The 19,812-nt window shown below is 71.7% G+C and carries 18 protein-coding genes and 2 pseudogenes; 5 read left to right on the plus strand and 15 right to left on the minus strand.

All coding sequences use genetic code 11. From position 1 onward, the window contains the following. A pseudogene (locus tag ABZ749_RS08150) lies at window positions 1-88 on the plus strand (DUF885 family protein); the annotation flags it as partial. Window positions 89-172: 84 nt separating this feature from the next. On the opposite strand, the gene ABZ749_RS08155 reads toward ABZ749_RS08150, so the two are convergent. Beyond that, window positions 173-574, minus strand: a complete 402-nt coding sequence (locus ABZ749_RS08155; protein ID WP_357224217.1) for a hypothetical protein — start codon at window positions 572-574, stop codon at window positions 173-175. A gap of 140 nt (window positions 575-714) precedes the next feature. Between ABZ749_RS08155 and ABZ749_RS08160 the strand changes: the two genes are divergently transcribed. Together ABZ749_RS08160 and ABZ749_RS08165 are read left to right on the plus strand one after the other, a co-directional pair. Then, entirely contained in the window at window positions 715-1,992 is a 1,278-nt protein-coding gene (locus ABZ749_RS08160; protein ID WP_357224222.1) for a cytochrome P450, read from the plus strand. 4 nt (window positions 1,993-1,996) lie between these two features. After that, on the plus strand, window positions 1,997-3,013 hold the full coding sequence (locus tag ABZ749_RS08165) for a glycosyltransferase family 2 protein (protein ID WP_357224225.1): 1,017 nt from the start codon (window positions 1,997-1,999) through the stop codon (window positions 3,011-3,013). A gap of 106 nt (window positions 3,014-3,119) precedes the next feature. Here the strand turns inward: ABZ749_RS08165 and ABZ749_RS08170 are convergent, their stop codons facing one another. The 3 genes from ABZ749_RS08170 to ABZ749_RS08180 are packed head-to-tail and all read right to left on the minus strand — an operon-like array spanning window position 3,120 to window position 5,078. Next, window positions 3,120-3,737 carry a DUF3618 domain-containing protein gene (locus ABZ749_RS08170; RefSeq protein WP_355009310.1) on the minus strand — a complete coding sequence of 206 codons (618 nt, stop codon included), beginning with the start codon at window positions 3,735-3,737 and terminating at the stop codon, window positions 3,120-3,122. Then, a complete protein-coding gene (locus ABZ749_RS08175; RefSeq protein ID WP_357224227.1) occupies window positions 3,734-4,201 on the minus strand; it encodes a phage holin family protein in 468 nt (155 codons plus the stop codon). Before ABZ749_RS08175 ends, ABZ749_RS08170 begins: the two co-directional genes overlap by 4 nt. A gap of 31 nt (window positions 4,202-4,232) precedes the next feature. Beyond that, on the minus strand, window positions 4,233-5,078 hold the full coding sequence (locus ABZ749_RS08180; protein ID WP_357224231.1) for a hypothetical protein: 846 nt from the start codon (window positions 5,076-5,078) through the stop codon (window positions 4,233-4,235). Between the two features lie 229 nt (window positions 5,079-5,307). On the opposite strand from ABZ749_RS08180, the gene ABZ749_RS08185 reads away from it, so the two are divergent. After that, window positions 5,308-5,799: a DUF4383 domain-containing protein gene (locus ABZ749_RS08185; protein WP_357224235.1), complete on the plus strand. Its 492-nt coding sequence runs from the start codon at window positions 5,308-5,310 to the stop codon at window positions 5,797-5,799. Window positions 5,800-5,877: 78 nt separating this feature from the next. On the opposite strand, the gene ABZ749_RS08190 is transcribed toward ABZ749_RS08185, so the two are convergent. The 11 genes from ABZ749_RS08190 to ABZ749_RS08240 all read right to left on the minus strand — a co-directional run bounded on the left by ABZ749_RS08190 (window position 5,878) and on the right by ABZ749_RS08240 (window position 19,233). Next, the gene (locus ABZ749_RS08190) at window positions 5,878-6,327 is read right to left on the minus strand and encodes a GNAT family N-acetyltransferase (RefSeq protein ID WP_357224238.1); all 450 of its coding nucleotides are present in this window, start codon (window positions 6,325-6,327) and stop codon (window positions 5,878-5,880) included. A gap of 71 nt (window positions 6,328-6,398) precedes the next feature. Continuing rightward, window positions 6,399-7,877 carry a GTPase ObgE gene (gene obgE / locus ABZ749_RS08195; RefSeq protein ID WP_357195377.1) on the minus strand — a complete coding sequence of 493 codons (1,479 nt, stop codon included), beginning with the start codon at window positions 7,875-7,877 and terminating at the stop codon, window positions 6,399-6,401. Between the two features lie 97 nt (window positions 7,878-7,974). After that, window positions 7,975-8,229, minus strand: coding sequence for a 50S ribosomal protein L27 (rpmA, locus tag ABZ749_RS08200; RefSeq protein ID WP_007464062.1), 255 nt, complete (start codon window positions 8,227-8,229; stop codon window positions 7,975-7,977). Window positions 8,230-8,240: 11 nt separating this feature from the next. Beyond that, window positions 8,241-8,555, minus strand: a complete 315-nt coding sequence (gene rplU / locus ABZ749_RS08205; protein WP_007464063.1) for a 50S ribosomal protein L21 — start codon at window positions 8,553-8,555, stop codon at window positions 8,241-8,243. Between the two features lie 166 nt (window positions 8,556-8,721). Further along, complete coding sequence (locus tag ABZ749_RS08210) at window positions 8,722-9,204, minus strand: hypothetical protein (RefSeq protein ID WP_357224241.1); 483 nt, start codon at window positions 9,202-9,204, stop codon at window positions 8,722-8,724. A 115-nt stretch (window positions 9,205-9,319) separates the two neighbouring features. Beyond that, the gene (locus tag ABZ749_RS08215; RefSeq protein ID WP_357224246.1) at window positions 9,320-12,442 is read right to left on the minus strand and encodes an Rne/Rng family ribonuclease; all 3,123 of its coding nucleotides are present in this window, start codon (window positions 12,440-12,442) and stop codon (window positions 9,320-9,322) included. Window positions 12,443-12,573: 131 nt separating this feature from the next. Beyond that, on the minus strand, window positions 12,574-13,386 hold the full coding sequence (locus tag ABZ749_RS08220) for a TIGR03936 family radical SAM-associated protein (RefSeq protein ID WP_357224249.1): 813 nt from the start codon (window positions 13,384-13,386) through the stop codon (window positions 12,574-12,576). Window positions 13,387-13,543: 157 nt separating this feature from the next. Next, window positions 13,544-14,968, minus strand: a complete 1,425-nt coding sequence (mycP, locus tag ABZ749_RS08225; RefSeq protein ID WP_357224253.1) for a type VII secretion-associated serine protease mycosin — start codon at window positions 14,966-14,968, stop codon at window positions 13,544-13,546. A gap of 10 nt (window positions 14,969-14,978) precedes the next feature. Next, window positions 14,979-16,466, minus strand: coding sequence for a hypothetical protein (locus ABZ749_RS08230; protein WP_357224258.1), 1,488 nt, complete (start codon window positions 16,464-16,466; stop codon window positions 14,979-14,981). Window positions 16,467-16,476: 10 nt separating this feature from the next. After that, a complete protein-coding gene (locus ABZ749_RS08235; RefSeq protein ID WP_357224262.1) occupies window positions 16,477-16,917 on the minus strand; it encodes a hypothetical protein in 441 nt (146 codons plus the stop codon). A 261-nt stretch (window positions 16,918-17,178) separates the two neighbouring features. Then, window positions 17,179-19,233: a TIGR03960 family B12-binding radical SAM protein gene (locus ABZ749_RS08240; RefSeq protein ID WP_357224265.1), complete on the minus strand. Its 2,055-nt coding sequence runs from the start codon at window positions 19,231-19,233 to the stop codon at window positions 17,179-17,181. Between the two features lie 107 nt (window positions 19,234-19,340). Between ABZ749_RS08240 and ABZ749_RS08245 the strand changes: the two are divergent. Then, window positions 19,341-19,812 (plus strand): annotated as a pseudogene (locus ABZ749_RS08245) (hypothetical protein); the annotation flags it as partial.

Genomic DNA, 19,812 nt, shown 5'->3' on the forward strand with positions numbered 1-19,812 from the left:
GGTGCCGCAGGGCATCAGCGACTTCTCCACCTGGCGAGAGGTGACAACGGTCTACCACGAGGGCGTGCCGGGTCACCATCTCCAGGTGCCGGTGCCCGTGGTCGGGACACCGGCACGGCCACGCTGGCGGGTTGGCCGGCGCACTCCCGGGTCGGCCACCCGGGGCTGGCGGTCAACCATCGCCGGGGCCGTCGCCGTCGCCCCAACCGAGGCCACCCGGGCCCGGGGCGTGGTGGAAACCGGGATGGTCGGTGACGTCGACGCAGCGCTCCCCGTCCGGGCCGACCGCCCCGCAGAACAGCCGCTCGGCCCGCTGCCAGGCGTCCGCCGGTGACAGGGCCGCCGCACCGAGTGCCACCTCCGACCGCAGCAGGCTCAGCGCCTCCGCGTACGCCACCGCCAGCTCGCGCGCCTCGGCCGGGCCGGGCGCGGTGAAGCCCAGGTGCACAGTGAAGAACCGATGCGGACGGGTGGACCGCCGAGGCGGCCCGATCAGGGACCGCCCGTCGCGGCCTCCGCCCAGTGCCCCGGCCACTCGCCGCTGCCGCCAGTGCGGCGCTCTGTTGTCGCGCATCCGCCCTCCCCGTGCTCGTTTCACCAGCAAACCAGGTTCCGCCGTCCCTGGGAGGGGCCAGCCGAGCGGGGTTCAGCGGCGACGACGGGGGTAAGCGCAGCGCCAAACGCGACCAGCCCACCTGCGCGTGAGGAGACCCGATGGCGACCATGCCGGCCGACCGCAGCCCGGACAGCACCCTCGCGCTGCTCCGCGCCGGTTACCGGTTCATCGGCGAGCGCTGCGAGCGGTACGGCAGCGACGTCTTCGAGACCCGAATCCTGCTCACCCCGACCATCTGCCTGCGTGGCCGGCCGGCGGCGGAGTTGTTCTACGACGACGACCGCTTCCAGCGCGCCACCGCCATGCCGCTGCGCGTGCAGCGGACCCTGACCGGGAGGGGTGGGGTGCAGGGGCTGGACGGGCCGGAGCACGTCGACCGCAAGGCCATGTTCATGTCGATCATGACGCCGGCGGCGATCCAGCGGCTCGGTCAGCTCTTCGACGACGAGTGGCGGACCCGGGTCGCCGCCTGGGAGCGCGCCGGTCCGGTGTCGCTCTACGACGAGCTGGGTCGGCTGCTGACCCGGGTGGTCTGCGCCTGGGCCGGGATTCCGCTGCCCGCGTCACAGGTCGAACGCCGCGCCGTCGAGCTGCACGCCATGATCGAGGCCCCGGCGGTGATGGGACCCCGACACTGGCGGGGACGGATCGCCCGGTACCGCACCGAACGCTGGCTCGCCGACCTCGTCGAACGGACCCGGGTCGGTTTCGCCCCGGCGCCGGCCGGCAGCGCCCTGGCCGTGATCGCCGAACACCGGGACGGGCGCGGCAACCTCCTGCCCCGGCGGATCGCTGCGGTGGAGCTGCTCAACGTGCTGCGCCCGGTGGTCGCCGTCGACCAGTACATGACCTTCGCCGCGCTCGCCCTGCACGACCATCCGGGATGGCGGGAACGGGTCCGCGACGACGACGAGTCCACCGAGCGTTTCGTCCAGGAGGTACGCCGTTACTACCCGTTCTTTCCGATGGCGGCGGCCCGGGTCCGGCGGTCCTTCGACTGGCAGGGCCACCACTTCCCGAAGGGTCGACGTGTGCTGCTCGACCTCTACGGCACCAACCACCACCCGACGCTCTGGCCACAACCGGAGCTGTTCCGCCCGGAGCGGTTCGCCGGCCGCCGGGTGGACCCGTTCGAGCTGATCCCGCAGGGCGGTGGCGACCACTGGGCCGGACACCGCTGCGCCGGCGAGTGGATCACCATCGACCTGATGAAGCGGGCGGTCACCAACCTGACCACCACCATGCGCTACGACGTGCCGGTCCAGAACCTGGCCCTGGATCTGCACCGGATGCCCGCGCTGCCGCCCCTCGGGCTGACCCTCACCAACGTCCGCCATTCCTCCCGAACGGACGATGATCGTGCGTGGTCGAGGTGACGACGTGAAACGGCGGACCGAAGCCCCACCGACCCGCCTACCGATGACGTACGTGCTGCCGCTGCGCTGGCACACCGACACCGGCCTGACCGAGCTGACCGACTACCTGCGCTGGCTGGGTGACCGGGTGGAGGTGCTCGTGGTCGACGGCTCGCCTCCGCCTGTCTTCGCCCGACACGCCGAGGCGTGGCGAGGGCTGGTCCGGCACCTTCCACCGGATCCGGGTGAGCGTGGGCTCAACGGCAAGGTGCTGGGCGTACACACCGGCGTCCGCGCGGCCGGCCACCAGCACGTGGTGATCGCCGACGACGACGTCCGGTACGACGGGTCCGCGCTGACCGCGGTACACCGGCTGCTGGACCGGGCCGACCTGGTACGACCGCAGAACTACTTCGACCCGCTGCCCTGGCACGCCTGGTGGGACACCGGCCGCACCCTGCTCAACCGGGCGCTCGGGGCGGACTACCCGGGCACCCTCGCCGTGCGGCGCAGCACCTTCCTCGCCATGGGCGGGTACGACCCGGACGTGCTCTTCGAGAACCTGGAGCTGATCCGCACGGTGCGCGGGTACGGCGGCACCGAGGCGACTCCGGCCTGGTTGTACGTCCGCCGACTGCCTCCGGACGCCGCGCATTTCCGTGGTCAACGAGTGCGTCAGGCGTACGACGATCTGGCTCAGCCGGCTCGCCTGCTGACCGCGCTCGCGGTGCTCCCGGCGGTGGCGGTCGCGTCGCGCCGCCCCAGGCTGTTGCTCGGCGCGGTGGCCGGTGTCGTCGCCCTGGCCGAGACGGGTCGCCGCCGCGCCGGCGGCACCCGGGTGTTCCCGCCGGGCACGGCGCTGGCGGCCCCACTCTGGCTGCTGGAACGTGGTGTGTGCGGCTGGCTGGCGGTCACCCGACGCCTCCTGCTGGGCGGCGTCCGCTACGGCGACACCCGAATCCGCCGAGCCGCCAACCCCGCCCCGCGCAACCCACCGCTCCCCGCGATCTTGCACTTCCGGTTGGGACATTACCGCCGGTAGACGCACAGAACTCCAGCCGAAACCGCAAGATCGGCGCTGACCTCAACGCGACAGCTCGCGGGCACCCGAGGGTGACCGCGAGCTGTCGTGCTGGTGAGGGGGTGTTTCAGGGAGTGGCGTGGTCCTTGACCTGGTGGGCGGCGGACTTCGTGTCGTCCTTGACCGCGTGCACGGCGTCCTGAGCGGTGGACTTCACCGACTCGGCGGCCTGCTGGGCCGGCTCGCGCAGCTCGCTGGCCACCTCGCTCAGCTTCTCCTTCACCGCCCCGCTGTGCTCGCTGACCTTGGCCTTCACCTGGGCGGCGGCCTCCTGCTCGCGGCGGGAGGCCGGGATCAGGGACGAGGCCAGCCAGCCGACCCCGAACGCGATCAGGCCGGCGGCGAGAGGGTTGCCCTGGGACTTCTGCCGGATCACCCGCGGCGCGCTGTGCGCGGCGTCGCTGACAGTGGTCGCCGCCGAGTGCGCGGCGTCGCTGACGCTGGAGGCCGCCGACGAGGCGCGGTCACCCACCGAGTGGGCGGCCTGGCCGGTGCCGTGGCCGAGGTCAGACGCGGTTCCCATGACCTTGTCCCTCACATTCTGCAGAGCGGAACGGGCCCGCTGCTTGCGGTCGTCGACAATGCGGCTCGGGCTGACCTTGTACGCCAGCGCGTCCACGTCGGAGCTGAGACTGTTACGGGTGGCTTCGATCTCCCGGCGGATCTGATCGGGATCGGTGCTCATCGGGTGACTCCCTCCGGGTGCGGCTTGAGCGCGTCAGGGATCCGCTGCACGCTGTCGTTCGTCTGCTTGAGCCCGCGTACGTGCTGGGCGTTCTTCTTGGCCATCGAGTAGAGGACCGCGGCGACCACTGCCCAGATCACGGCCACGATCAGCGCGGCCAGGCCGGAGTCCATGACGTTGTCCAGGAACTGCCAGACGGCGATGGACACGAACAGGGCCACCATGTAGCCACCGAAGCCGGCACCGCCGAAGAGGCCTGCGGCCTTGCCGGCCTTCTTGCCCTCCTGCCGGATCTCGGCCTTGGCCAGCTCGACCTCCTGACGCATCAGCGTCGACAGGTCGGTGGTGACCTGACGCATCAGGTCACCCAGCGAGCTGCTCTTCACCTCCGAGGCGGTGTGTGGGGCACCCGCGTCGGGGTGGTAACCGGAGTCCAGTCCGGACCCCTGCGTCGGCATGCTCATGCCGTCGCCTCCCTTCGGATGACTCGGCGGCTCACGGGCGGGGGCTGCCGCTGGACGGCACGCCCGGCAGCGGGTCGGTCTGGGTCACCGGCGGCAGCGGCTGACCGGTGCCGGAGTGCTCCGGGTGGTCGCCCCGAGTGGGCTCGGCGTAGTCACCGGGCGCCGAGTCGGCGTAGGTACCGGGCGTCTGGTCGGCGTAGCCACCGGACGTCGGCGGGGTGTGCGTACCGGGGGTCGGGTCGAGGTAGCCGCCCGGCGGGACGGCGTCCGGCACCGCGCGGGGCGCGGGCGGCGGCGTCGGGATCACAGCGGTCTGCTCCGGGTCGTACGCCCCGGCGCCCCGGAAGTTCGAGGAACCGTTGCCGGAGTCGTCGCCGGCAGCCGAGGTGCCACGGGTCAGCCGGCCGGCCAGCACACCGAGCACCGCCGCGCCGACCAGGAAGGTGCCCGGGTTACGCCGCGCGTAGTCGCGTACCTCGGTGATCAGGTCACCGGGCTCACGCTCCTCGAGCCAGCCGGCGACGCCGTGCACCCGGTCGGCGGCCTGGCGGGCGAGCTCGCTCACCGGGCCGGCCTGGCCACCCTGCTCGGCCATCGAGCGCATCTCGTCGGCCAGCGAACGCAACCCGCCGGCAGCCCGGCGCTGCTGCTCACCGGTCTGGCTGGCCAGCTGACTGCGGGCCTCGCCGTACAGGTTGCGGGCCTGCCGGGCCGCCTCACGGCCGACCTCGGTGCCCTGCTCCTTGGCGGTCTGGGCGACCGCACCACCAGCCTGCGCGGCCTCCGACCCGACCTGGCGCGCCTGGTCGCGGACGCCACCGCCGTTGGTCGACTGCTGCCCGTACGTGGAAGACGTAGGTGAAAGATCGTAAGTCATGATTTCCCTTCCGCTCAGAAAGTCGTCGCGGTTGTGCTGGGGGGATGCGGCCCGTTGCCGCGGCCGCTGACCATTGACCTACCCTGCGTTTCGGCTTCCATACCTCTTCGTGCATTTATCTGCGCGGCCCCCTGGTTGGTCTTCAAAATGGAGGATCGTCGGGCTGCGTCACGTCGCCGCTGCGGACAGTGAGGTTCGCGAGATCGGCAGATCCACGGAGGGGGCAGCGATGGCACGAGACGCACGAGGCGGCCGAGCGGCCGGTCCCCGACCCCGGGTCCAGCTGGCCGCGCTGGTGGTGGCCGGGGTCTTCCTGCTGATCGGCGTCCTCGGCTTCATCCCCGGCATCACCACCGACTACGGCGAGCTGAGGTTCGCCGGGCACCACTCGGACGCCCACCTGCTCGGGCTGTTCCAGGTGTCGATCCTGCACAACGTGGTGCATCTGCTCTTCGGGCTGGTCGGCCTGGTGCTGGCCCGAAGCGTCGCCGGTGCCCGCGTCTTCCTGGCCGCCGGTGGCGCGGTCTACCTCGCTCTCTGGCTGTACGGCCTGGCGATCGAGGCGGTCAACCCGGAGGGCGGAGCGAACATCCTGCCGGTCAACGACGCCGACAACTGGCTGCACCTGGCGCTCGGCTTCGGGATGCTCGCGCTCGGGCTGCTGCTGTCGAACCAGGCCGGCACCGGCGGACGCCTGGACAACCCCGCCAACCGGCACTGACCTGGGTTTCGGTGCAGCGGGGTTCGGCCGGGCCGAAGCCGGTGACCGTCGAGCACGCCAGCAGCGGCGACGCGGCCGTCAGGCCGCGACCGGCAACCGCTTGGCGAAACAGACGCTGTACGGGTTGCCCACGTACTCGCCGTACACCGGGATCTGCTGGTAGCCACACGCGGAGTACAGAGCGATCGCGGCCGGCAGGTAGGTGCCCGTCTCCAGGCAGACCACCGACTGCCCCTGCCGGAACGCGCACTCCTCCAGCGCGGCGAGCAAGTGACGACCGATCCCCCGCCCCCGGAACGCGGGCCGGACGTACATCCGCTTGACCTCGCCGGTCTCGGCATCAAGTGCCTGGAGCCCGCCGCAGGCGACCGCCCGACCGTTCAGCACCACCGCCAGGTAGTGGACGTCGTCATGGGGGACGAAGACCTGCCCGTCCAACCCGCCATCGGCCTCGCGCAGCTCACGCTGCTGCGCGATGACCATGGCGGCGATCTCCGGATCGGTGGCAGGCCGGGACTCGATCAGCATCACCCCACGCTAGGACGCGTGGATTTCGCGGAGGTTTCCGGAAATCAACCCCACCACGGAGCGCAACGAAACTACTCGGCGTCGTCCTCGTCGTCGATGTCATCGTCGATGTCGTCGTCGGAGAGGTCCGCGCCCACCTCATCCTCCGGCCGCACGCGGCGAGCCTTCCGGGCGGCGAGCCGATCCGCGGCGGAGGCCCGGTTCGACTTCTCCTCCAGGCGGACGTCGGTGCCCCGGTTACCGGGCACGAACTCCACGCCGGCGAAGAGCGTCGGCTGCCAGTCGAACTCGCGCGCGCCGATCCGGACCAGATCACCGGGCTGCGCGCCGGCCTTGGCCAGCTTGTCCTCCACCCCGAGCCGGGCCAGCCGGTCAGCCAGGTAGCCGACCGCCTCGTCGTTGTCGAAGTTGGTCTGCTTGACCCAACGCTCCGGCCGCACACCGCGCACCGTGAACGAGCCGTCCGCCTCGGCCGTGATGGTGAAACCGTCGTCGTCCACCGCGATCGGGCGGATGACGATCCGGGTCGGCTCGGCCGGCGGAGCGGCCTTACGCTCCGCGTCGACCAGCTCGGCCATCGCGTAGGTCAACTCCTTGAGCCCTTCCCGGGTGGCCGCGGAGACCTCGAACACCTGGTAACCGCGCTCCTCCAGGTCGGGGCGCACGATCTCGGCGAGGTCGCGACCGTCCGGCACGTCGACCTTGTTGACGGCGACCAGACGTGGGCGGTCGGCCAGGCCGCCGTACTGGCTCAGCTCCGCCTCGATGGCGTCGATGTCGGCCACCGGGTCGCGGCCGGGCTCCAGGGTCGCCGAGTCGATGACGTGCACCAGCACCGCGCAGCGCTCGATGTGCCGCAGGAACTCCAGGCCGAGGCCCTTACCGGTGGCCGCGCCGGGGATCAGGCCCGGCACGTCCGCGACGGTGAAGGTGTGGTTGTCCATCCGGACCACGCCGAGGTTGGGCACCAGCGTGGTGAACGGGTAGTCGGCGATCTTCGGCTTCGCGGCGGAGATCACCGAGATCAGCGACGACTTGCCGGCGGACGGGAAGCCCACCAGGCCCACATCGGCGACGCTCTTCAGCTCCAGCACGATGTCCAGTTGGTCGCCGGGCTCCCCCAGCTCGGCGAAGCCGGGCGCCTTGCGCTTGGCGTTGGCCAGCGAGGCGTTGCCCCGCCCGCCGCGCCCACCACGGGCGACCTCGAAGGTGGTGCCGGCGCCGACCATGTCGGCCAGCACCGTGCCGTCGGAGGTCTGCACCACTGTGCCGTTGGGCACCTTGAGCACCAGGTTGCGGCCGTTGGCCCCGTCCCGGTTCGAGCCAGCGCCGCCCTTGCCGTTGTCGGCCTTGACGTGCGGGTGGAAGTGGAAGTCGAGCAGCGTGGTCACCTGCGGGTCGACCACCAGGGACACGCTGCCCCCGTGCCCACCGTTGCCGCCGTCCGGTCCACCGAAGGGCTTGAACTTCTCGCGGTGGATCGAGACACAACCGTGCCCGCCATCGCCGGCCTGCAGATGCAGAACGACCCGGTCAACGAACGTTGCCACGGCGTCAATCCTTCCAGCGAGGTCCAACCTCGCACTACGCGAAAAAGGCTAAGCGGGCCGGGACCCGGAGGTCCGCGGCCCGCTTGAGCGAAGAGAACTACTGCTGCGGAACGATGCTGACGGTCTTGCGACCGCGCTTGGTGCCGAACAGGACCGCACCGGCGGACAGCGCGAACAGCGTGTCGTCGCCGCCACGGCCGACCAGGTCACCGGGGTGGAACTTGGTGCCACGCTGCCGGATGATGATCTCACCGGCGCTGACGACCTGACCACCGAAGCGCTTCACGCCGAGTCGCTGGGCCGCGGAGTCACGACCGTTACGCGAGCTGGACGCACCCTTTTTGTGAGCCATTGGAGGACGACCTACTTCCCGCTGGAGATGCCGGTCACCTTGACCTGGGTCAACGGCTGACGGTGACCCTGGCGCTTGTGGTAGCCAGTCTTGTTCTTGAACTTGTGGATCCGGATCTTCGGGCCCTTGGTGTGCGCGGCGATTTCGCCGGACACCGCGACCTCGGCAAGCTTCGCCGCGTCGGTCACCAGGTCGTCACCGTCGACGAGGAGCACCGCGGTGAGCTTCACCGCGTCACCGGGGGCACCGGTGAGCTTCTCGACCTCGATCACGTCGCCCTCGGCGACCTTGTACTGCTTGCCGCCGGTCTTGACGATCGCGTACATCGGAGGCGGACTCCCTGTCGTTGAGGCTGCTGGCGGTCGTTCCCGCAGCGGCTCGCCGGGTAGCAGTGCACGGCGGCGCGGGCACACGGGAACTCGGCACACCAAAGGTGGGCCGCAGGCAAGAGTACGCCATCGCTGGCCCGGACCCCAAACCGGCCCGCCCTGGTCAGCGCGCGCAGAGCTGGTCGAGGCGCTGCTGGAGCCGGTCGAGTTCGGTCTCGTCGATCGACTCGACGTCGGCACCGAGTGCCGAAACCTCGGTGCCGAGGTCGGTGAGCAGCGTCTTGAGCTGCGGATCGTCGGTCCGCTCCGACTGCTCCCGCAGTACGGTCCGCCAGCCCGCCAGCGCCCCCTCGGCCCGGCCCCGGGCGGCCTCGGCGGTGCGGCTGTCCCCGGCGCCCACCGCCGCGAGCATCCGACCGAGCTCAGCCACGTACGTCCGGGCGGCAGTGGTGCTGGCCTCCTGTGTGGCGGCGCACACCTGCGTGGCGTTGCCGCCCGCCACACCACCGCTGGCCGGCATGCCGGTCGGGCCCCCCGGGGTGCCAGCGACCGCCGAGCCGGCGTCCTCGGCGGTCCCACCGGTGGAGCAGCCGGCCGCGACGGAGAGCATGGTGAGCAGCGCGGTGACCGCGAGCAGACGGCGCATCTTCTTCTCCTGACCGGGACAGCCGACCGAGGACCGGGTGGCCACAACGGCGAGGTCCCTCCCCCGTCACTTTGCCGGGAGAGGGACCTCGTCAAACACGTGGCCGGTCAGGCGCTCAGGGGCGGGTCCGCCGACGGGCGCCACCGCGACGCGACCGGCGACGGCCGCCACCGCCCTCGGCGCTTTCCTCGTCGCCCTCAGCGTCGGCGAGCGCGTCCGGGTCGTCCGCCGCGGCCAACCGAGCCGACTCACCCTGCTGAGCGTCGGAGATCGCCGGTGCGGCGGCGGTGTCCGACTCGTAGCGGGACAGGTCGTAGCCCATGGTGTCCTGGTAGTCGGCGTCCGGCTCGGCCGTGGTGTCGGTGTCGACGACCTCGACAGCGGTCCGCTCGGCCGCGGCCGGGGCGTTCTTGCGCGCCCGGCGACGGGACGAGGGGGCACCCTGCTCGGCCGCCGGAGCGGGAGCCACCGCTGAGGCGACCGCCTTGACCTTCTCCCCCGCGCCAACGGGACGCGGCTTCTCCGGCACCGGCTCGGTGTGGATGATGACGCCCCGGCCCTTGCAGCACTCGCAGGTCTCGCTGAACGCCTCCAGCAGGCCCGCGCCGATCCGCTTACGAGTCATCTGCACCAGGCCGAGCGACGTGATCTCGGTGACCTGGTGCTTGGTGCGGTCCCGACCCAGGCACTCAGTGAGTCGGCGCAGCACCAGCTCACGGTTCGACTCCAGCACCATGTCGATGAAGTCGATCACCACGATGCCGCCGATGTCCCGCAGCCGGAGCTGACGGACGATCTCCTCCGCCGCCTCCAGGTTGTTACGGGTGACGGTCTCCTCCAGGTTGCCCCCGGAGCCGGTGTACTTGCCGGTGTTGACGTCGACGACAGTCATCGCCTCGGTACGGTCGATCACCAGCGAGCCGCCGGAGGGCAGGAAGACCTTGCGGTCCAGGCCCTTGATGATCTGCTCGTCGATCCGGTACTCGGCGAAGACGTCGCTCGTGCCGACGTGCCGGCGCACCCGGTCGACCAGGTCCGGGGAGACGTGCGACAGGTACGACTCGACCATGTCGTACGACTGCTCGCCCTCGATCACGAGCTCGCGGAAGTCTTCGTTGAACAGGTCCCGGACCACCCGGATGACCAGGTCGGGCTCCCCGTAGAGCAGCACCGGAGCGCCACCCTCGGCAGCCTTGGCCTGGATGTCCTCCCACTGCGCCTGGAGCCGCTTGACGTCGCGGGCCAACTCGTCCTCGGTGGCGCCCTCGGCGGCCGTCCGGACGATCACGCCCGCGCCGTCCGGGACCAGCTTCTTGAGCACGTCCCGCAGCCGCTTGCGCTCGTTGTCCGGCAGCTTGCGGCTGATCCCGGAGGCGTTGCCGTTGGGCACGTAGACCAGGTGCCGGCCCGAGAGGGCGATGTGGCTGGTCAGCCGTGCGCCCTTGTGCCCGATCGGGTCCTTGGTGACCTGGACCAGCACCGAGTCGCCGGAGCGCAGCGCCTGCTCGATCGAGCGGGCCCGCCCCTCCAACCCGGAGGTGTCCCAGTTGACCTCGCCGGCGTACAGCACGGCGTTGCGGCCCCGACCGACGTCGACGAACGCGGCCTCCATGCTCGGCAGCACGTTCTGCACCTTGCCGAGATACACGTTGCCGGCCATCGTCCCGGAGGAATTGCGGGTGACGTAGTGCTCGACCAGCACGCCGTCCTCCAGGACGGCGATCTGGGTGCGGTCACCGCGCTGGCGGACCGCCATCACCCGGTCGACGGCCTCGCGGCGCGCCAGGAACTCCGACTCGCTGAGGATCGGCGGGCGGGTACGGCGCTGCTCCCGACCGTCCCGGCGGCGCTGGCGCTTGGCCTCCAGCCGGGTCGAGCCGGACACACCCTGCACCTCGTCGACGGTCCGACGCGGCTCGCGGATCTTCACCACGGTCGGCACGCCGTCGTCCGCCGCACCCTCGGTGTCACCGGCGCCACGACGGCGGCGGCGACGACGACGACGGGTCAGACCGTCCCCGCCCTCGGACTCCTCGTCCTCGTCGCCCTCGGCTTCGACCTCGGCGGTCTCTTCCTCGTCGGCCTGCGCCGCCTCCTCGGACTCCTCGTCCTCGGCGTCGTCGGCTCCGCCCTTGCCCCGGCCACGGCCCCGGCGACCACGTCGGCGGCGGCGGCGCGCGGCGGCGCTGTCCTCGTCGTCCTCATCCGCCTCGGCGGCCTCGTCGGCCTCCTCGGTCGGCTCCTCTTCGGCTTCGACGGCCTCGATCGGCTCCACCGGCTCGGCCTCACGGCGACCACGCCGGCGGCGGCGGGACGGCTCGGCGGCTTCCTCGACGGCCGGCTCCTCGGTCACCGCGGCGGGCTCCACCGGTCGGGTCACCGGCACGGCGTCCGGCTGGGGTGCCATGAAGAGCACGGTGGGCGCGGAGAGCGCAGCGCGCCGACGACGGGTACGCGGCTGCTCCGGCTCGATCTCGGCCGGCTCGTTCGGCTCATCCGTCACACCGGAGACGGCCACACCCGGTGGCACCTCGCCGGAGCGGTCCTGCGCACCGCTGCTCCAGGCCAGCTCGGCAGCGGACGTGCTCGGGAGGGCCGGGGAGTCGTTCAACTCGGCCTCGGCCTCGCGCAGGTCGGACTCCGCCGGTTCCTCGGTGACGTCCGGCTCCTCGACGACCGGCTCCTCGACCGCGAGCGGCTCGTCGGCCGCGGCCGGCTGCTCGGCGGCGGGCGGCTCCTCGACGGCCGCCGGCGTGGCCTTCTTGCGCCGGGTACGGGTCACCTTGACCGGCGGCACCACCTCGGCCGAGGCCGCCTCCGCAGCGGCGGCGACCAGCGGCTCCTCGGCGGTCGTCTCGACGGGGGTGGCCTTGCGGCGACGCCGGGGGGTCTTCGGTGCGACGTCCAGGTCGCCGGAGATCGGGGCGAAGACCTCCGCCTGCGGCGACTCGACGTTGCCGGCGCCACCGGTGGGCGCCTCGATCGGGGCGTCGGTCTGCTCCGGCTGGTTGAGCGGGGCGGCCCGACGACGGGTCGCCCGGGTGCGCCGCACCGGCGCGGCGGGTTCGGCGGCTTCAGCGGAAGCGCTCTCCGCGCCGGCCGGTTCCACCGAGGCCGAACCGACAGCCGTGGTGGGGGTATCGACGGCGCCGCCGTCGGCCGTGGTGTTCTGGTCGGCGTTTGCACCGGCCGGCTGTGAACCGGCCCGTTCGCCGCCCTCGGGCTCGTTCTCGAGCATGGACGTTCTCCAGTTCTGGCTAGCCCGGGCGCGGGTGAGCGCTGCCACGCAGGGTCGCCGCAAAAGTGTTTCCGCCGGGCGCGCGTGGTGCGCGACCGCCGAAGTCTGCCTGCCAGAACACCGACCGTCGGTCAGTGCCCAACGATGGCTGCCCCGTCGCGGTCCGCATCCAACGGATCCACGATCGCACCCTGCGCGGTCAACGTGCCCTGAGCCAGCCGTGTCACCCTCGGCGAAACCGGCGGCTCCAGGTCGGCCACCACGCGGAGGCCGGAAAGGACGTCATCGGGCCGTACGGACGGGGTGACCTGCCGCACGACCAGTTCGAGTATCGCACACGGTACGGCCGGCGCCCCGGAAGGCGTCGGCGTCGGCAGTTGGACATCGATCGCCATCACGGCGGCGCGGGCGTCGAAAGTACGTCGACCCTGCTTGGTCATCCGCTCGACCAGCACCTCCTCGGCCGCGACGAAGGCGTCCACGGCGTCGCGCAGCACCGCCGTGTCGACCTCAGGCAACTCGATGTGCCAGTGCGACGCCTCGATCCGGTCCGGCAGGTTGCCCCCTTCGGCGATCACGGCGTCCAGGACGTCCAGCCCCGGCGAGAGCGCGGCGTCCAACGCGGCGCGCAACGCCTCCGGGTCGACCGCCGCCTGAAGGGCGATTTCCAGGTACTCCGCCTCGCTCGCCACCCCGGTCGGGGCGGCGCTGGCGTAGGAGATCTTCGGGTGCGGGTGGAAACCCTGGGAGAAGGCGACCGGCACAGCCGCCCGGCGTAGCGCGCGCTCGAACGCCCGGGCGAAGTCCCGGTGCGAGGTGAATCGCAGCGGCCCGCGTTTGGCGTACCGGATGCGGACGCGCTGGACGACCGGTGCCTGGCCGCCCTCGGGTTGAGGCTTTTTGGCGATCGTGGGCTCCTCGGGTGTACCTGCGTGTCCGCCCATCCTGGCGCAGGGCTCGTGACGGTACGCAGCCGGGGCGGCCGAAACGCCCTGGCGGGCGGCCGCAAACCGGTCGCCGCGGTCGTGACCACCCGCCGCGAAAGCCGATGGCCGGCCGGCGACGCGGAGGTCACCAGCCGGCCACCATGATCGGAACCGGTTACCGCTCCGTCGGCGGCGCGGGCGGTGACCCGCCCGGCGACGGACCGTAGCCGGAGGGCGGGGTGTAGCCCGAGGGAGGAACGTAACCCGAGGGAGGGGCGTAGCCGGAAGGCGGCGCGTACCCGCCAGGGGGGGCGTAGCCGGGTGGGGGCGGGTAGCCCGGCGGTGGGGCGTAACCCGCGTCAGGTGGGGGGTATGCATCCTGGGCCACCCGGTCGAGCACCTCGTCCGGGATGTCGGCGGCCCGGGCCGCCTCCCGCCGGTACCGACGACGGTTCCAGATGAGGAAGACCACCAGACCCAGCAGCAACACCAGCACCACGGCGATGCCGATGCCGACCACCATGACCTGCTGGTCGGTGGGGCCACCGCGATCGCCGTGCTGGGTGACGTCGAACTCCTCGTCCGCACCCTCGGCACGACCCGGCCCCGGGTCGGTCGCCGCGACGGCCGGGTCGAGCAGCGGATTGGCGGTGACCGGTGGGACGTTCGCGGTCAGCGCCCGCGTCGGGTCGATCACCCCGAAGCCGTACTGCGGGTCCCGCCCGGACGCACCGGCGTCCCGCGCGGTCCGGATGATCCGATTGATCACGTTGGGAGCGCTGAGGTCCGGATATTTCGACCGGATCAACGCGGCGAGACCGGAGACGATCGCGCTCGAGTCGGAGGTCCCGTCGCCCCAGCCGTAGCCGCCCTCGTTGGCGACGTTGTAGATCCCGTCGCCCGGAGCGGCGACCACCGCCTCCGGCCCCTGGACCGAACCGGACCAGAACGCGCCGCCCCTGGTCGTCCCGGTCACCGCGATGACACCGGGGGTGTTGGCGGGCTTGCCCACTGTGGTGCGGCCCTGGGCGGTGTTACCCGCGGAGGCGACCAGGACGACGTCACGGTCCAACGCGTACTGGATTGCGCTCTTCTGCACGGGATTGGCGAAGCCGGGGCTACCAATGGATACGTTGATCACTTTGGCCCCGCCGTCGACGGCCATCCGGATGCCCCGGGCGATCTCGGCGTCGGTGTAGACCCCGTCCTCCTTGCGCATCTTGATGGGCAGGATCTTCGCGCCGGGGGCGATGCCGTCCACCCCGTCGCCGCTGGGTTTCGCCGCGATGATGCCGGCCATGTGCGTGCCGTGCCCGACCTCGTCGGTCCGGCCGTCTCCGGAGGCGCCGTAGCTGCGTCCACCGGGAAGCACCTGACCTCGCAGGTCCGGGTGGCTGGCCTCGACGCCGGTGTCGACCACGGCCACGACCACGCCCCGCCCGGTCGAGATCTTGTGCACCTGGTCGATCCGGAGCTCGTCCAGATACCACTGCTCGGCGCGCCGGGGCGCGGCTGCCGCCGGCTGAGCGGCCCCCACCACCAGGAACCCCGCCAGCAGACAGGCGACTACCGGCCGGAGGCGTCCGACGTTCACCCTCATCCGTCCATCCTCATCGAAGGACACCCGGGGACGCCCCGTCACCAGGACCCCACGGATCGTCATCCTCAGTCAACCACGACGAGTGCTCGGAGCCGGTGCTGCCACCCTGGCCGGCGCCACCCGCGCCGCCCATCATTCCGCCGCCCATCATTCCGGCACCGCCGACGCCGGCACCACGCGCGCCGCCCGCCATCCCGGCGCCGCCGGCGGCCTGGGCGGTGCGCAACGCGTTCGCCGCGCTCGTCATCGGCGGCAGTTTTCCGTTGCCGCCACCCACCATGCCGGGGATGCCGCCCACGCCGATCCCGGCGCCGCCGCCCAGGCCACCGCCGGCACCGCCGCCGATCCCGCCGGCCGAGCCGACCCCGGCACCGCCTCCGAAACCACCGCCGGCGCCACCGAGACCGGCGCTGCCGACCCCGCCGCCGCCGATGCCGCCGCCCAGGCCGCCGACCCCGCCCGGGGTGGCGCCGGCCAGCCCGCTGCTGTAGCCAGCGTCGTCGTCCGCGTAGCCCGGCAAGCTGGAGCCCGTCGACGGGGGTGTGAACTGACCCGTGCCGCCGGTGGGCGAGCCCTCACCAAGCCCACCGGGCTTGGTCGGGGAGAACGGGTCGACGGTGGACGTCGGACCTCCCGTGTCACCGATGCCCGGCGGCCTGCTGCCGATCGTGGGGCCGCCACCACCGATGTCGGGCTTCCCGCCGAATTCGCCACCACTGATGTCGGGCCGCCCCGAGGGCGGGACCCGGGGGTCCCGACGAAAATCGTCCTCTATTGCCCCTTTTTCCGGGCTGTTGACGGTGAGCTTGGGGCGCTCCGTATAGACAGCCTGGGGCAGCGGTGCCATCGCCGTGTTCGCCGCGTTCTGATTGTCCCGGTACCAGTTGTCCAGGTGGGCTCCGGTGTCCCACCAGCCGCCCCGCTTCTGGTCACCGGCCTGGCCGTCGACCTTCATCGTCGCTTCCAGGTCGTCGGCCTTGTCCCGGAACGCGCCGTCGGCGTACGAGCCGGGGTTGCTCTGGTAGTCCTTGCGCAGCGCGGCGAGGAACCCCGACGAGCTCTCGCCGTCGCGGGCATCGTCGAGCTCGGTGCCGTTGGGCAGGCTCCACTCGTTGAAGCCGAAGTCGTCCATCAGCGGGATCGGGATCGTGGAGACCGACTTGCGGATGTCGCCCTCGATCCGCGTCAACGCGCCACTGACGTTGGTCGCGTCGGTGATGAGATCCTCGATCTGCTTGCCGATCTTGCCCAGGTGCTCGCGGTACGCGTCACCACCGCCGCCCTTCCAACCGGCGAGCATCCCGGGCAGCCCGCCGACGTGCGGGCGTTCCTGGCCGGTCGCGATCGGGCCGACGAACGAGCGACCGACGAGCGCGTCCCGCAGCTGTTGCAGGCCGCTGGAGAGGTTGCTCCAGCCCGCTCCGACCGATCCGACCGTTTCCGGGTCCGCGGAGAGCGTCACCTCGCGGACGCACCGCTCCCAGGTTCCTCCAGCCATGACGTCCCCCTCAGGCCGTGTACGGGTAGGTGGGCGCGCCGCTGGCCGTGGGCGGCGGCGCCGCCGACTCCAGCAGCCGTTCGATCTCCTTGCCGTTGGCGCCGTTGCGCGCCTCGGTGTCGCGGAACGCCTTGGCGATCTCCTCGGTGCCCTCCTTGAGCGCGGCGAGCTTCTGGGAGAGCGTGGTGAGGTGCGCTTCCATGTTCACCGTTGACGCCTCCAGGGCCCGCCACTGCATGACGGCGTCCTCGTACGCGCCGAACGGCGTGCCGCCGGGGACGGCCTGGGCGTTGTTGCTGTCGCCCTTCATCCGCGTCTTGATGCGTTCCATCTCGTACTTGATGGTGTCGTCGATGTACTGCCTGAGCCGCTCGACGTATGTGGCGGCGGCGTCCAGGTCCTCGACGCTGACGTGCAGATCGCCGATGCTCGGCGGCGGGATGCTACCCATGCGATTCCTCCCCCGTCCCCGACCCGCCGGGTCGGTCCATGTCAGACGCAGCGTATCGAGTCTGACCTAGTCGAGGCAGCCCCAGCCACCAGCACGTGGTACAGATGACGGCCGATCTCGCGGAGGGTCCGGCGCGGCCCACCGGGCGGGCCGAGGCCGAACAACGCCAACGGGCCCGCGAGACGCGGACCCGTTGGGCGACATGTCGGATGTGGAGGGTGGCGGGTCACCGCCAGCCGGCGCTACCTCACCGCGGCGCGGTCAGGGGTGCGAGTGCGAGTGGCCCGACGGGACCTTCATGCCGTTGCCGCCCAGCGGGGTGAGCGGTAGCAGCTTCTTGCCGGTGGGGCCGATCTGGATCTCGGTGTCCATCGATGGGCAGACGCCACAGTCGAAGCAGGGCGTCCACCGGCAGTCGTCCTGCTCGAACTCGCTGAACGCGTCCTGCCAGTCCTGCCAGAGCCAGTCCTTGTCGAGGCCCGAGTCGAGGTGGTCCCAGGGCAGGACCTCCAGCTCGTCGCGCTGACGGGTGGTGTACCAGTCGAGGTCCACCCCGAACGCGGGCAGCGTCTCGGCCGCAGCCTGCACCCAGCGCTGGTACGAGAAGTGCTCGCTCCACCCGTCGAACCGGCCGCCGTTCTCCCAGACCTTGCGGATGACCGACCCGACCCGGCGGTCACCCCGGGAGAGCAGCCCTTCGATGAGCGACGGCTCGCCGTCGTGGTACCGGTAGCCGATGGCCCGGCCCAGCGAACGGTCCGCGTTGATGGCCTGCTTGAGGATCTTGAGCCGGTGGTCGATGACCTCCGGACGGTCCATCGCGGCCCACTGGAACGGGGTGTGCGGCTTCGGCACGAACCCGCCGATGGAGACCGTGCAGCGGATGTCCTTGGAGCCGGTCGCGGCCCGGCCGGCCCTGATCACCTCGTGGGCCATCTCGGCGATCTCGAGGACGTCCTCGTCGGTCTCGGTGGGCAGGCCGCACATGAAGTAGAGCTTCACCTGCCGCCACCCGTTGGTGTACGCGGTGACGACCGTACGGATCAGGTCTTCCTTCGACACCATCTTGTTGATGACCTTGCGGATCCGCTCCGACCCGCCCTCCGGGGCGAAGGTCAGGCCGGTGCGCCGCCCGTTGCGGGACAGCTCCTGCGCGAGGTCGATGTTGAAGGCGTCCACCCGGGTCGAGGGCAGCGACAGCGAGACGTTCGTGCCCTCGTACTGCTGGGCGAGGCCCGAGCACATGTCGCCGATCTCGGAGTGGTCCGCCGAGGAGAGCGACAGCAGGCCGACCTCGGAGAAGCCGGAGAACTCCAGGCCCTCGCGGACCATCTGCGCGACAGTGGTGATCGACCGCTCCCGCACCGGACGGGTGATCATTCCGGCCTGGCAGAACCGGCAACCCCGGGTGCAACCCCGGAAGATCTCCACCGCGTACCGCTCGTGCACCGTCTCGGCCAACGGCACGAGGGGCTTCTTCGGGTACGGCCAGGCGTCCAGGTCCATCGTCGTGCGCTTGTGCACCCGGAACGGCACGTCCGCCCGGTTCGGTACGACCCGCTGGATCCGGCCGTCCGGCAGGTAGTCGACGTCGTAGAAGCGCGGCACGTAGACGCTCTCGGTGCGGGCCAGCCGCAGCAGCAGCTCGTCGCGGCCGCCCGGCGAGCCCTCGGCCTTCCACTCCCGGACGATCGCGGTGATCTCCAGGACCGCCTCCTCGCCGTCGCCGAGCACCGCGGCGTCGATGAAGTCGGCGATCGGCTCCGGGTTGAACGCGGCGTGCCCGCCGGCCACGATCACCGGGTCGGCGTCGGTGCGGTCGGCGGCCAGCAGCGGGATGCCGGCCAGGTCGATCGCGGTGAGCATGTTCGTGTAGCCCAGCTCGGTGGAGAAGGAGATGCCGAACACGTCGAACCCACGCACCGACCGGTGCGCGTCGACGGTGAACTGCGGCACGCCGTGCGTGCGCATCAGCGACTCCAGGTCCGGCCAGACCGCGTACGTCCGCTCGGCGAGGGTGTCGGGCAGCTCGTTGAGCACCTCGTAGAGGATCTGCACGCCCTGGTTGGGCAGGCCCACCTCGTAGGCGTCGGGATACATCAGCGCCCAGCGCACGGTCGCCGCGTCCCAGTCCTTCGTCACCGCACCCAACTCGCCCCCGACGTACTGGATGGGCTTGGAGATCTGGGGCAGCAGCGGCTCGAGCTGGGGCCAGACCGACGGCTCCGAGCCGACGCCCGGCGTCGGACGTGCCGAGCTGGAGTCGTCGCGAGAGTTGGTCGCGGCCGCGTGCGGGCTCGTGGACGGGGCACTCATGATGCCCAAGGGTACGCGTTCGTCCGCCGCCGATCGCGCGCACGCCCGATCGGCGGGGGTGGCGGCGCGGTACTAACCTCGGTTCGGCGCGAGAGGAGATTGCCGCGATGCCGGAGACCCAGCCGGGAGCACGGCCGGCCGACGGGAGCACCCCGGGCGCGGAGCCGGAGCGGGACCGGACGGTCGCCGACGAGCCGACCTCCCCACCCGTACCCCCGGACCAGCCGGAACCCTCGGACCAGCCAGAGCCCTCGGACCAGCCAGAGCCCTCGGACCAGCCGGAACCCCCGGACCAGCCGGGGCCTGCCCCGACCAAGGAGGTTCCGGCCTCGGAGGTTCCGGCCTCGGACGTCCCGGCGCCCAGGTGGAGTGGTTCGGCCCCGGTTCCACCCCCGCTGCCCCGCCGAGCGGCCTGGGGCGCGTCGGCCGAGCCGACCCCTCCCCCGCCGGTGGCCGCCGGGCCGCCGGAGGACCAGACCCCGGTCGACCCGTGGGCCGGCGTGGACACCGGCGGCTGGGACCTGCCCTCCGCCGAACTGCCCCCGCTGCCGCCCACGATGTCGTATCCGACGCCGCCGG

Origin of the sequence: Micromonospora sp. NPDC047753 (genome assembly GCF_040642735.1) — a bacterium.
Classification (GTDB): Bacteria; Actinomycetota; Actinomycetes; order Mycobacteriales; family Micromonosporaceae; genus Micromonospora.